Below are 12,727 nucleotides of genomic sequence, written 5' to 3' on the forward strand. Positions count from 1 at the left end.
TTAGGGAATCGCCGCATCGAATTGATTGCCGCTGTTATCGCGCAGTAGCAAGCGCGTCTGCCCTGCCCCCTCGACGTCGAACGCCAGGTTCGGGTTTTCACTGACCGCCGGGAACAGTTCAAGACTGGCCAGCAGCTGGCCGTTGTCGTCACGTAACTCGGCATGATTGAGAAAGAACTCGGGAATCCCGCTGACCATGCCGTTATCCATCGGATGCGCCACCTGCATCCGCAAGCGGCTGAACTCGCCGCGGGGATAACGCCCGCCGAGGACTTCGCCGATATGCTCTTCCCAGCCCGGCTGGGTACGTACCACACTGGGTGCGGTGCAGCCGCCGCCAGCGGCGTCGATCAGGGTCGAGCCGACATGCCAGAGCCCGTCGCGGGTCAGCACGGCGGCCCGCAGCGGCGTGGCCTGTTCGATACGGATGCGGATCGCCAGCCAGGGCAGCACCTGCTCTCCCGGCTGGAAGTCGACGATCTGCGGCAACGGGTTGAGCTCGGCCCAGGCCAGAATCTTCACCACCTCGCCCTTGAACGCCCGGGCGTCGATTTCCAGTGGCACCTGTCGGGCGTCTTCGGCAAATGGCGGTGCCAGTAACTTGACCCGCTGATCGAACACGAACGGCGCATCACCGAGGATCTGCTTGTGGTAGAAGGCCCACATCACCGAGGGCACCGGGTCCTTGCCCGGGTCGACCTCGATGGCCTGGGCCGCCAATGGCAACCAACAGACCCACAGACAACTCGCTCGCCAGTTCATCAACCGCTCCTATTGATACATCTCCGGTACTTCATAGCGCAGGCCGTACCCGGCATAGATCGCCTTGAGCGTGCCGTCGAGGATCAACGCTTCGAGTGCTTCTTCCACGGCATAGGCCAGCTGACGGTTGCTTTCATGCACCGCCATGCCGATCTCCCAGAGTTGCTTGCCCATGTTCGGGTAGGCGTTTTCCGCCAGCGCCAGTTGCGAGTCTTTGGCTTCATGCACCTGCCAGTCGATCTCGCCGCGCATGGCCATCACCGCATCCACCTCGCCGGCTTTCATCGCGGCAAAGGCTTTGGACACGGTGGGGTAATGGTGGGTCTTGGCACTGAGCATGCCGTTGAACACCGAGGTCAGGTAGAACGACGGCACGCTGTCCACCTCGACGCCGATCGGGTGGTGCTCAAACACCGCGACGCTGCCCACCTTGTCGAGTCGGCGACGGTCATAGGCGACTTGCCAGGACTCGTTCTGGTACGGGCCGAACATCACCACGTGGCCGTTTTCCAGCTCACCCAGTTCATTGCGTTTTTGGGCGTAGTCGCGATCATAGGGCGCGCGCATCATCAGGTCGGCCAATTGCTGGTTGCGCAATTGATTGCCGCGCCAGATGTAATCGCGCAGGTCATCGTCGAGCTTCTCGCCCGGTGGCGCCCAGATTATCTCCAGACGTACGCCGAGGGCCTTGGCCAAAGCCTTGGCCAGGTCCACATCGACGCCCCGCGCCTGGCCGCCATCCTCAAAGCTGTAGGGCGCGAAATCCTTGTACACCGCGACTTTCAACTCGCCGGCGGCGATCATTTCATCATAGGTACGGACCTGCGCCTGCAGCGTCTGACAGCACAGCAACAGCGCAGTGAACAGCACAGCGAGCCGGCCCATGGGTTACTCCTCGATGTGCACGCTATCCAGATAGGTGCGCACCGCCCACAAGGCTTCCTGGCTCAAATAGTCGGCCATTTTCGGCATGTAGACACGCCCGTCGCGCACCGCGCCATGGCGCACCCGCTCAACGAACCACTCATCTCCAAGCTCACCGGCATCGAGCATGCGCAGATCCGGGGCGATCCCGCCGGACTTGGCTTCCAGGCCATGACAGGCCGCACAGTTCTGGTTAAAGGCAGAAGAGCCGATTTCGACGGCCTTGTCTTTTTCCGGGGTAGTGCGATAGGGGTTTACCGCAGCCCAGCCATCAGCATCGACCGGTACTCCGGCATCCTTGATCGAGGTCAAGCCCTTGGTTTCCACGGCTTGTGGCACCACGTTGCCGTGGGCCAGGACTGAACCGGTAGTGATAAGGCCAGCCAGCAGACCGGCGACGAGTATGGCGTTGCGTTTTGTTGTCATTGTTATGCCCTCAGGATTGCACGCTCAACCTCTCTGCAGAGGCTCTGCCCTCATATTAAGAACAGTGAACTGTAAGCCGTATGCTGCTTTGGTGGCCGCCCTCTAGTTCCTTGGTAGTAGGGCTTGTGGCGGTGGACTAATTCAGGTGCCAACCGGGAAGTTGTCCCGGCAAGGGCGGGACCTTGTGGGAGCGGGCTTGCTCGCGAATGCTCCCTCACTAATGCCAGAGAACCCAGCCATGAAATACTTGCCTCAGATTCTCCTGTTCGCTCTACCCCTGCCTTCGTCGCCAATGACGGCGGACGACATTCCCATGGTCATCAACGGCTGCGTCATCACCGAGTCCAGCCAATGCCCCGCCGCCAACCTGCATTCAGAAAATCGCAGGCTTCGCCAGCTCCTACGCCGAATGAGTACACCCGCAATCTCTTGCCGAACGGTCACAGCCGAAGGTGATCGCGACAAAAAACACCACCCATAGATTTATCCGCCAGAGTGCCGACATCCCTAGCGCCCCGGTGCCGCGGGCGTGACCAGTCCGGGCAAGACCGCCGGCGTGTGCAGTTTGTCCAGGCCGATCAGGCTCAGAATCAGCAGCAAGGGCAGCAGCAAAGCTTTGAGGATGCGCATGGCCGGTGATCTCCAAAGGTGATGGCCGTTACCGCCATGCTAGGACCATGACCAGTGCCATGGGTTACTACCTTGGTACTGGCCGACTGGTACTTTCTGCATATTTCCCTGCACCCCGGCACTTCCTATGCTGACGCTACCTGTAGTGGAGTGCCTTATGCGCCAGCTTGTCAGTTACGCTTTGTTCTACCTGCTGGCGATTGCCAGCGCCGCGTTGCTGGCAACCCAGAGCCAGGCGGCCGACGCCGGCTTGCAGATCCCCATCGGTTACCTGGGCTATCGGCCAGATCCCGGCCCGCTGCTGTCGAACGTCATTCCCGAGCCGGTCGACGCCGGGCTGCGCGGAGCGGAACTGGCGATCAGCGACAGTAACAGCACCGGGCGTTTTCTCAACCAGAGCTACAGCCTGGTCAGCGCCAGCGTCGACAGCCCCGAAGCCTTGCTCGATGCAGCCAAGGCCCAGCATGCCCAAGGGCTGCGGCTGTTCGTGGTGAATGCCCCGGCCGATAGCCTGCGCCAACTCAGCGCCGCCCTGCCCGACAGCCTGCTGTTCAATGCCGGCAGTGCCGATGACAGCCTGCGCAGCACCGACTGCCTGGCGAATGTGCTGCACAGCCTGCCGAGCCGGGCGATGCTCGCCGATGCCCTGGCGCAGTTTCTGGTGGTACGCAAATGGCAACGCGTGTTGCTGATCGTCGGCCCGACCCCGGACGACCAGGCCTATGCCGCCGCCCTGCGGCGGGCGGCGAAACGTTTCGGCTTGCAGATCGTCGCCGAGAAACCCTGGTCTTTCGACAATGACCAGCGCCGCAGCGCCCAGGCCGACATGCCGCTGTTCACCCAGACCGCCGAATACGACGTGGTGCTGGTGGCCGACGAGCGCGGTGACTTTGGCGAATACGTGCCTTACCAGACCTGGTATCCGCGCCCGGTGGCCGGTACCCAGGGCCTGACCCCGACCGGTTGGCACAAGACCGTGGAAACCTACGGCGCGGCGCAGTTGCAGAAACGCTTCGAAGCCATGGCCGGACGCTGGATGAACGACCGTGATTTTGCCGCCTGGATCGCCGTGCGCAGCATTGCCAGCGCGGTGAGCAAATTGCGCCAGAGCGATGCCCAGGCGATTCGCCAACTGGCGCTGGGCGATCAGCTGCCACTGGATGGCTTCAAGGGTCGCAAGCTCAGTTATCGCACGTGGAACGGCCAGCTGCGCCAACCGATTCCGATCGTGCAACCGCGGGCGCTGGTCAGCACTTCGCCGCAAGAAGGTTTCCTGCACCCGTTCAATGAAATGGACAGCCTCGGCTACGACAAGCCTGAGGTGAGTTGCCGCTTCCCCTGATTCCCATAATGACAAAAAAAGGAACTTGCCATGCGCCGCACCCTGCTTGCATCCGCCTTACTGCTTGCCACCGCGCCCGTGCTGGCGAGCACCGCCTGGGTCTCCAATGAAAAGGACAACAGCCTGAGCCTGATCGACCTGCAGACCCTGCAAGTCACCGAGACCCTGACGGTCGGCCAGCGCCCCCGCGGCCTGTTGCTGTCCCATGACAATACGCTGCTGTACATCTGCGCCAGCGACTCGGACCGGGTCCAGGTGATGGACGTCGCCACCCGCAAAATCATCAAGGAACTGCCGTCCGGCAAAGACCCCGAGCAGTTCGCCCTGCACCCCAATAACCGCTGGTTGTACGTGTCCAACGAAGACGATGCGCTGGTCACCGTGATCGATACCGAAACTTCCAAGGTGCTGGCCCAGATCGGAGTCGGTGTCGAACCGGAAGGCATGGCGGTCAGCCCCGACGGAAAATGGGCGGTGAACACCAGCGAAACCACCAACATGCTGCACTGGATCGACACCAGCACCCAGACCCTGGCCGACAGTACCCTGGTCGATCAGCGGCCACGTTTCGTCGAGTTCAATCAGGACGGCAAGCAGCTGTGGGCCTCGGCCGAAATCGGCGGCACCGTGACCATTCTCGACGTCGCCAGCCGGCAGGTCCTGAAAACCCTGAAATTCCAGATCAAGGGCGTGCACCCGGACAAGGTCCAGCCGGTTGGGGTCAAACTCAGCGCCGACGGCAAATACGCCTTCGTCGCCCTTGGCCCGGCGAACCATATCGCGGTGATCGATGCCAAGACCTTCGAGATTCTCGACTACCTGCTGGTGGGGCGCCGGGTCTGGCAGTTGGCGTTCACCCCGGATCAGAGTCAGTTGCTCGCCACCAATGGCGTCAGCGGCGATGTTTCGGTGATCGATGTGAACAGCCTCAAGGTCATCAAGTCGGTCAAGGTCGGGCGTTATCCATGGGGCGTGGTGGTGACCCCATGAACGCTCTGAAAGTATCCGACCTGAGCTTTGCCTACGGCCCCCGTGAAGCGCTGCGCCAGCTGACGTTCAGCCTTGAGCCTGGGCGTTTTGCCGCGCTGCTGGGGCCCAACGGTGCCGGCAAATCCACCTTGATCGCCCTGCTGACTCGCCTGTATGACCTGCAGCACGGTGACATTCGAGTCGGCGGCCATTCGCTGCGCAGCGCCCCGCGTCTGGCCTTGCGCCAATTGGGCGTAGTGTTTCAACAAAGCACCCTGGACCTGGACCTGAGCGTCGAGCAGAACCTGCGCTACCACGCTGCCTTGCACGGCATGCCCAGGCAGCTGGCGAATGCCCGGGTCGAAGCCGAACTGGCGCGCCAGGCCTTGACCGAGCGCCGCCGTGAACGGGTCCGCGAACTCAATGGCGGCCACCGCCGACGAGTGGAAATTGCCCGCGCCTTGCTGCATGAGCCACGCCTCTTGCTGCTCGATGAAGCCAGCGTCGGCCTCGACCCGGCCAGTCGTCTGGCGCTCAACCAGCACATCCGCAGCCTGTGCCGGGATCAGGGTATCAGCGTGCTCTGGACCACCCATCTATTGGACGAAGTGCAGCCCAGCGATGACCTGCTGATTCTGCATCAAGGACGGCTGGTGGCCAGTGGTCTGGCGGATACCCTGAGCCTCGAACACGGCACTGACCTGAGCTCGGCATTCCAGCGTCTGACCACTCCAGGAGTAGCGGCTCTATGAACGCTTATTGGCAGTGTTTCAGCGGTATCGTCCTGCGCGAATGGCTGCGGTTTATCCTGCAGCGCACGCGTTTTCTCAGTGCGCTGGTGCGGCCCCTGTTGTGGCTGCTGGTGTTCGCCGCAGGGTTCCGGGCGGCGTTGGGCATCGCGATCATCGAGCCTTACGACACCTACATTCCCTATGAGGTCTACATCATCCCCGGGCTGGCATGCATGATCCTGCTGTTCAATGGCATGCAGGGCTCGCTGTCGATGGTCTATGACCGGGAAATGGGCAGCATGCGGGTGCTGTTGACCAGCCCCCTGCCCCGGGCCTTTCTGTTGGGCAGCAAACTGCTGGCGACCGCTTTGATCTCGCTGCTGCAGGTGTATGCCTTTCTCGCCATCGCCTGGGTCTACGGGGTGCAGCCGCCGGTCTTTGGCCTGTTGGCGGCCTTGCCGGCCTTGCTGCTGGTGGCGCTGATGCTCAGTGCCCTGGGATTGTTGCTGTCGAATGCCATCCGCCAACTGGAAAACTTTGCCGGGGTGATGAATTTTGTGATCTTCCCGCTGTTTTTCCTGTCTTCGGCGCTGTATCCACTGTGGAAAATGCGCGAATCCAGTGAATGGCTGTATTGGCTCTGCGCCCTCAGCCCCTTCACCCATGCCGTGGAACTGGTGCGCTTTGCCCTGTACGAACGCCTGAACCTGTTGGCCTTGGCGGTGTGCCTGGGCTTGACGCTGCTATTTTCACTGCTGGCGGTGCTGACCTTCAATCCCCAGCATGCGGCGCTGCGCCGGGCTGGGTGAAGCATATATCGGCGATAGCGAGGTGAACGCAGCCCCCTGTAGGAGCTGGCGCAGCCTGCGATCTTTTCCGGCGGGCAGCGCGGTATCGCGGGGTTGTCATGGGGATTTTCAAGATCAAAAGATCGCAGCCTGCGGCAGCTCCTACAACTTTAGTACTGGTTTTCCTGTCTATCGTCGCATTCACAAAGCAGCAACACTGTCATGTAATGGGCCTATAAGAAAAAGGACCTCCTCCTATGCTGCGTGCCCCGCGTCATTTGCTTCACCTCTCCCTGACAGTCTTGTCGCTGAGCCTGTTACTGGGCGTCGCACAGGCACAAACCGCGCTGTTTTCCCCTGCGGGTTATCGCACCAGTCTCTATCGCAGCCCGACCCCGGATCATCTCGACGGCGGTCGGATCATCGACACCAAACATCTGCAAGCTTTGCTGGCCCAAACCCCAAGGCCAGTCCTGATCGACGTGTATCGTCGGCAATGGCTGCAGGGGCGTTTCATCGAAGACCAGCCCCACGCCAACCTGCCTGGCAGCCTCTGGCTGGCCAACACCGGTGACGGGGAACTGAGCCCGCCATGGCAGGACTATTTTGCCCGCAACTTGCAAAAAGCCGCGGCCGGGCGCAAGGATCAACCGGTAGTGTTCTACTGTCGCGCCGATTGCTGGTTGAGCTGGAACGCGGTAAAACGCGCCACTGAAATGGGTTATAAAGATGTGTATTGGTACCGCGATGGCCTGGATGCCTGGGAGGCGGCGAACCTGCCAGTGGAAGCGGCCCTGCCCGAACATTTCCCCTGATGGGCGCTGCAGCGTGTTCCCGCCATACCATAATTAAAATAACGAGGTGAAAGGCCATGTACAAAATTCTGATTGCCGACGATCACCCCCTGTTTCGCGAAGCCATCCATAACGTCATCAGCGATGGCTTTCCTGGCAGTGAAGTCATGGAGACCGCCGACCTGGACAGCGCCCTGGCGCTGACCCAGGAGCATGACGATCTGGACCTGATCCTGCTCGACCTGAACATGCCCGGCATGCACGGCCTCAACGGCCTGATCAACCTGCGCAACGAGGCTCCGACCATTCCGGTGGTGATCGTCTCCGCCGAACAGGACAAGCAAGTCGTGCTGCAAGCCATCACCTATGGCGCGGTGGGTTTCATCACCAAGTCGTCGCCACGTACGCAAATGACCGACGCCATCCAGCAGATCCTCAACGGCAACGTCTACCTGCCCTCGGACATCATTCGCACCCAGAAACCCGGTACCCGGCGCAGCATGAATGACATGCCGAACTTTGCCCCCGAACTGCTCCAGGCCTTGACCCGCAAGCAGCTGCTGGTGCTGGAACGGATGACCAAGGGCGAGTCGAACAAACAGATCGCCTACACCCTGGAAATCGCCGAAACCACGGTCAAGGCTCACGTTTCGGCGATCCTGCGCAAACTCAACGTGCACAATCGGGTGCAAGCGATTCTTAGTGCCGGGGATATTGATTTTGCGGCGTATTTGCGGCGGTGAGGTGAAATAACCCCAAGAGTCGGCGTCAAGGCAAAAAAGATCGCAGCCTGCGATCTTTTGGCGGTTCTGGATTGCCCAGAAGCAAGATCAAAAGATCGCAGCCTGCGGCAGCTCCTACAAGGGGTGTGTTCATCCGGCAACCCATGGGTGTACACGGTCGGCATAGGAGCTGGCGAAGCCTGCGATCTTTTGGCGGTTCTGGAGATTGCCTGGAAGCAAGATCAAAAGATCGCAGCCTGCGGCAGCTCCTACAGGGGGATTTGTGTTCATCCTGCAACCCATGGATGTACACGGTCGGCGTAGGAGCTGGCGAAGCCTGCGATCTTTTGATCTTCCCTATTTACCCCAACAAATGACTCATCGCCATCTTCAGCTTCATCGGCCGCACCGGTTTGTGCATCAGGGTATGGCCCAGTTCGCGCATTTGCAGTTTCAGTTCGTTGCTGTAGTTGGCGGTGATCATCAGCGCCGGCAAGGGTGAGGCGCGCCGGGCGTTGATCAGCGCCACGGCATCGACACCGTTTTTGCCATGGTCCAGATGGTAGTCGGCGATCAGCAGGTCAGCCTCGGCATGGTAGTTATCCACCTGGCGCGCCAGGTCTTCCTCCGACAGCGCCGTCACCACCTGGCACCCCCAACTTTCCAGCAGCGTACGCATCCCGGCGCAAATCGCTGCGTCGTTGTCCAGCACCCAGATCCGTGCCCCGTGCAAGCGCTCCAGCATCGGCTCGCTCATGGACAACTGCGCCACAGCCTTCGGCGCGCTGTTGGTCAGTGGCACTTCAACGGCAAACATCGAACCCTTGCCCGGCCAGGAACGCACGGTAATCCGATGCCCGAGGATGCCGGCGATTTTTTCAACGATCGCCAGACCCAATCCCAAGCCCCGGTCCTGGTTCGGCCGTTGCACGTCACCGCGTTTGAACTCCTGAAAGATCTCCTCCAGTTTGTTCTCCGCGATGCCCATGCCGCTGTCCCAGACCTCGATGGACAAGCGCTGACGATGCCGCCGACAGCCCAGCACCACGCGACCGCTGGTGGTGTAGCGAATGGCGTTGCTCAACAGGTTGCGCAAGATGCGGGCGAGCAACTGGATATCACTGCGGACCAATGCCGAACAGCCCACGAAGTGCAATTGCAGGCCTTCGCTGCGGGCCACCTGGGCATATTCGGTCGCCAGGTTTTCCAGCAATTCGCTGAGGGCGAACGGCGCGATATCGGCCTTGATCACTCCGGCGTCGAGCTTGGAAATATCCACCAGAGTGCCCAGCAGGCTCTCCACGTCTTCCAGGGAATTGCTGACGTTGCGCACCAGAATCGCGTTGGCCACCGGTTCGCGGCGTTCGAGCAGCGCACTGGTGAACAGCCGCGCCGCGTTGAGCGGCTGCAGCAGGTCGTGACTGACCGCGGCCAGAAATTTGGTTTTCGACAGGTTGGCCTGCTCCGCTTCCAGCTTGGCCTCGCGCAGACGCGATTCAACACGGCTGCGCTCTTCGATTTCGCGCAGCAGCTGATCGTTGAGACTGGTCAGCTCGGCGGTCCGCTCGCGAACCCGCAACTCCAGGTTCTGATAGGCCTGATGCAAGGCCTCGGCGGTACGCCGGCGCTCGGTGACGTCGCGGATCAGCACAAAGATCCCCACCACCTCACCCGTGGCCAGGCGGTTCGGCACATAGGAGCGCAGCATGTAACGCTCCTGATTGTTGATGTTGGTTTCAGGACACTCGAAGGTCACACTCTCCCCGGCCAAGGCCCGCGCCACGTAGGTTTCCAGGCGCTGGTAATGCTCTTCGCTGTGCACCTCGCGCAGACTCTGGCCGAGCATCACGCCGCGCGGCCAACAGTACCACTCCTCATACACCTTGTTGGTGAACTCGTAGACCAGGTCGGCATTGAGGTAGGCGATCAGTGCCGGTACGTGATCGGTGATCAGGCGAATCCAGCGCTCGCTCTCGCTGAGGGCTTCGACATGCTGGTAACGCTCGGTGATGTCGGTGAAGGTGTTGACGAACCCCCCGGTCGGCAAAGGATGGGTGCGGATTTCCAGGACCCGCCCGTCATAGAGCCGCTGCTCGCACTCATGGACCACCCGTCCGTTGGTGTCGCGACTGGACGGGGTCAGCAGGTTCAGCTCGCTGTCGCCGATCACCTCGGCGAACTGCCGATGGGCCGCCACCGGGGCCAGGCCGCTCAACTCGAGGAATCGACGGTTCCACAGTTCCAGGACGCCGTCGGCGTTGACCATCGCCACGCCCTGGGACAGGTTGTCCACCGCGCGCTGCAACAGGTGCGACTTCTGCGCCACGGCCTGCTCGCGCCGCGCGGTTTCGCTGAGTTTGACTTCAGTGATGTCGGTGAAGAGGATCACCCGCCCACCTTCCTGGGTCGGCCGTTCACTGATTTGCAACCAGCGGCCATTCTGCAGCCGGTAGAGCAGATGTTCATCGGCATGGCTGCGTGGTTCTTCACTGAACAGGCCGGTGCCGGTCATCAGCCGCTTGACCTCGGCCAGACGCATGCCGGCGATGATCCGCACCTGGCTGCTGGCCCACAGGGCCTTGAAGCGGCTGTTGAACAGCACGATGCGCTGCTCCTCGTCGAACAGCACGAAGGCATCGGAAATGCTTTCTATGGCATCGATCAGATGGCGGTGCGCGGTTTCCGCCCGTAAACGGGCTTCGCTGAGCAAATGATTGCCGGCCTTGAGCTCAGCCATGGCCTGATTCAAGGCATCGGTGCGCTCGCGGACCTGTTCGGCCAGCACCACCGAATGCTGGAACGCCGAATACGGATCGTTGCCACGGGTGCCCCCGGACTCGATCCGTTCGATCAGCGCGGCATTGATTCGCTGCAGCTTGCGATTTTCATGCTGCAGGCTGGCGATCTGCGCCTGCAGTTCAGCGGGCGACCGGGGACCGGTTTCGGGCAATGGCAACGCCGGTGAAAGTCTGGTTGATATGCATACCATTGAACTGTTCTCCGTAGGTGTTGAAGCCCATCACCCGCTGCTCGCGCAGGAAGGCGCCAATTTGCTCCAGGCTGCCGTCGTCTTCGAGTTCCAGACGCCTGAGAAAACAGTCACAACCAATGGTCAGCAGCAGTGTGCCGAGCCGCGCTTCAAGTCCTTCGAACAGCGTCTGCAGATTCGGCAACAACGGCCCCGGGGTCATGGCGGTCAGGACGATGCCGTTCTCCACGGCACAATAGAAACTCAGGCTCAGGTCCGGGTGAACCTGCTGGATGGCCCTGACGTAGTACTGCTCGTTGATGCGCACCGCCAGCGGATGGGCGGCGAACACTCGATGATCGAGCTCGGCCACTGGCACACCGATATGTCGGGCGTACTCCTCGGCGGCCGGTTCGGCGTTGAGCTCGTAGACCCGCCGCGACGGACTGTCGGCGTGGGTGACCACCAGCTTTTCTTCACGGGGCAGAATGTGATGGGTGGTAAACACCTCGAAATCCAGCCAGGTGTTGACCAGCACCACCACTGCCGCACCGCTGTGGAACTCGCCGCCGAAATACACGTGGGTGTGGGTCAGCTTGTTGTCATCGCCGGCCGAGCCGCCGAAATGCGGAATATCGCCGAGAGCCGCACTCAGCGCCGCAAGGACCATTTCCTCGCGGCTGGACAGCCCGTCGAGCAGGGTCAGGGCGAAACTGTTGCCCTTGATCGGCGCCAGGGTGTTGCTGCGACAGTCGCCCACCAGGCGCTCGACCATTTGCTGAGCATCGATCAGGCTGAAGTGTTCCATCTGATCGATCAGCTCGATGGCGATGGAAAAATGCCGGTGATCGAAACCCACCGCCGTGATGCAACCACGGCCATAGCCATTGGGAGTGATTTCACCGGCGCTGGTGCAGCCCACCAGGCGAATCCCGCCAAAGCTCTGCTGCAGGGCCGGACCCAACGCCTTCAGGTCATATTCGGCGGAACAAAAAAACAGCACGAAGCCCAGGTGCGGATGCAACAGTTGCCGAGCCAGATCCTGGGCGGCCTCCTGGGCATCGGTGGCCTGGGACATTGCACTGACGACGCCATCGGTCTGGCCCTGTTGCATATTCGCCTCCCGCAGGTGCGTAGTCTGAGGCATGAGTGTACGAAACCGGGGGCGTCGACCCTATGCTACTTGGGTAGCGGGTAGGTGGTTCGATGGGATGAAGTGCGGGTGGCAGACGGTAAAGTGACCTGACATGACGATCAATTGTGGCGAGGTTTTTTTGGCTCGGCACATTCCCCCGTAGCAGCTGGCGAAGCCTGCGTCCGGCTGCGCAGCAGTCGTAAAATCAAGCGCTGCGGTGTCTCAGGTAAACCGAGAACTCAGGATTCACTTGCCACAATGCCAGTCGGTTAAGGGCATTTTTGCGAGGAGCGCTTCAGATTGTTCGCCAGGCTCAAGAACCACCCCTCACCCCAGCCCTCTCCCCAGAGGGCATAGGTATCTACACATCTCGTTGGCCGAACACCCTACCTGTGGCGAGGGGGCTTGCCCCCGCTGGGTCGCGAAGCGGCCCTAAAACCGGCAATCTCGGTTTTCCAGGTAGAACGCATCCGCCGGTTTTACGACTGCTGCGCAGCCGAGCGGGGGCAAGCCCCCTCGCCACAGTATTCGGCAGC

12 protein-coding genes are annotated in these 12,727 nt (G+C 61.2%); 6 read left to right on the forward strand and 6 right to left on the reverse strand.

Annotation, left to right across the window (positions count from 1 at the left end):
• The 4 genes from F8N21_RS23625 to F8N21_RS31305 all read right to left on the reverse strand — a co-directional run bounded on the left by F8N21_RS23625 (window position 1) and on the right by F8N21_RS31305 (window position 2,742).
• On the reverse strand, window positions 1-762 hold the full coding sequence (locus tag F8N21_RS23625; RefSeq protein ID WP_150644418.1) for a quinoprotein dehydrogenase-associated SoxYZ-like carrier: 762 nt from the start codon (window positions 760-762) through the stop codon (window positions 1-3).
• Between the two features lie 9 nt (window positions 763-771).
• Window positions 772-1,647 (reverse strand): substrate-binding periplasmic protein, encoded by an 876-nt coding sequence (locus tag F8N21_RS23630; protein WP_150644419.1) that lies wholly within the window; start codon window positions 1,645-1,647, stop codon window positions 772-774.
• A gap of 3 nt (window positions 1,648-1,650) precedes the next feature.
• The gene (gene pedF / locus F8N21_RS23635) at window positions 1,651-2,112 is read right to left on the reverse strand and encodes a cytochrome c-550 PedF (RefSeq protein ID WP_150644420.1); all 462 of its coding nucleotides are present in this window, start codon (window positions 2,110-2,112) and stop codon (window positions 1,651-1,653) included.
• Window positions 2,113-2,619: 507 nt separating this feature from the next.
• On the reverse strand, window positions 2,620-2,742 hold the full coding sequence (locus F8N21_RS31305) for a hypothetical protein (RefSeq protein WP_263597308.1): 123 nt from the start codon (window positions 2,740-2,742) through the stop codon (window positions 2,620-2,622).
• A gap of 157 nt (window positions 2,743-2,899) precedes the next feature.
• On the opposite strand from F8N21_RS31305, the gene F8N21_RS23640 reads away from it, so the two are divergent.
• The 6 genes from F8N21_RS23640 to F8N21_RS23665 all read left to right on the forward strand — a co-directional run bounded on the left by F8N21_RS23640 (window position 2,900) and on the right by F8N21_RS23665 (window position 8,109).
• On the forward strand, window positions 2,900-4,084 hold the full coding sequence (locus tag F8N21_RS23640; protein ID WP_150644421.1) for an ABC transporter substrate-binding protein: 1,185 nt from the start codon (window positions 2,900-2,902) through the stop codon (window positions 4,082-4,084).
• A gap of 30 nt (window positions 4,085-4,114) precedes the next feature.
• On the forward strand, window positions 4,115-5,074 hold the full coding sequence (locus F8N21_RS23645; protein ID WP_150644422.1) for a YVTN family beta-propeller repeat protein: 960 nt from the start codon (window positions 4,115-4,117) through the stop codon (window positions 5,072-5,074).
• On the forward strand, window positions 5,071-5,805 hold the full coding sequence (locus F8N21_RS23650; RefSeq protein WP_150644423.1) for an ABC transporter ATP-binding protein: 735 nt from the start codon (window positions 5,071-5,073) through the stop codon (window positions 5,803-5,805). Before F8N21_RS23645 ends, F8N21_RS23650 begins: the two co-directional genes overlap by 4 nt.
• Window positions 5,802-6,593 carry an ABC transporter permease gene (locus F8N21_RS23655; RefSeq protein WP_150644424.1) on the forward strand — a complete coding sequence of 264 codons (792 nt, stop codon included), beginning with the start codon at window positions 5,802-5,804 and terminating at the stop codon, window positions 6,591-6,593. Before F8N21_RS23650 ends, F8N21_RS23655 begins: the two co-directional genes overlap by 4 nt.
• 236 nt (window positions 6,594-6,829) lie before the next feature.
• Entirely contained in the window at window positions 6,830-7,387 is a 558-nt protein-coding gene (locus F8N21_RS23660; protein ID WP_150644425.1) for a PQQ-dependent catabolism-associated CXXCW motif protein, read from the forward strand.
• Between the two features lie 56 nt (window positions 7,388-7,443).
• Window positions 7,444-8,109, forward strand: coding sequence for a response regulator transcription factor (locus F8N21_RS23665; RefSeq protein WP_150644426.1), 666 nt, complete (start codon window positions 7,444-7,446; stop codon window positions 8,107-8,109).
• A 340-nt stretch (window positions 8,110-8,449) separates the two neighbouring features.
• Here F8N21_RS23665 and nahK read toward each other — a convergent pair whose 3' ends face one another.
• Both nahK and nosP read right to left on the reverse strand, forming a co-directional pair.
• Window positions 8,450-11,077, reverse strand: coding sequence for a hybrid sensor histidine kinase/response regulator NahK/ErcS' (nahK, locus tag F8N21_RS23670; RefSeq protein WP_412071662.1), 2,628 nt, complete (start codon window positions 11,075-11,077; stop codon window positions 8,450-8,452).
• Window positions 11,007-12,170, reverse strand: a complete 1,164-nt coding sequence (gene nosP / locus F8N21_RS23675; protein ID WP_150644427.1) for a nitric oxide-sensing protein NosP — start codon at window positions 12,168-12,170, stop codon at window positions 11,007-11,009. The genes nahK and nosP overlap by 71 nt, the downstream gene beginning before the upstream one ends.
• Window positions 12,171-12,727: the final 557 nt, after the last annotated feature.

Source organism: Pseudomonas fluorescens (genome assembly GCF_902497895.1).
Taxonomy (GTDB): Bacteria; Pseudomonadota; Gammaproteobacteria; order Pseudomonadales; family Pseudomonadaceae; genus Aquipseudomonas; species Aquipseudomonas fluorescens_BP.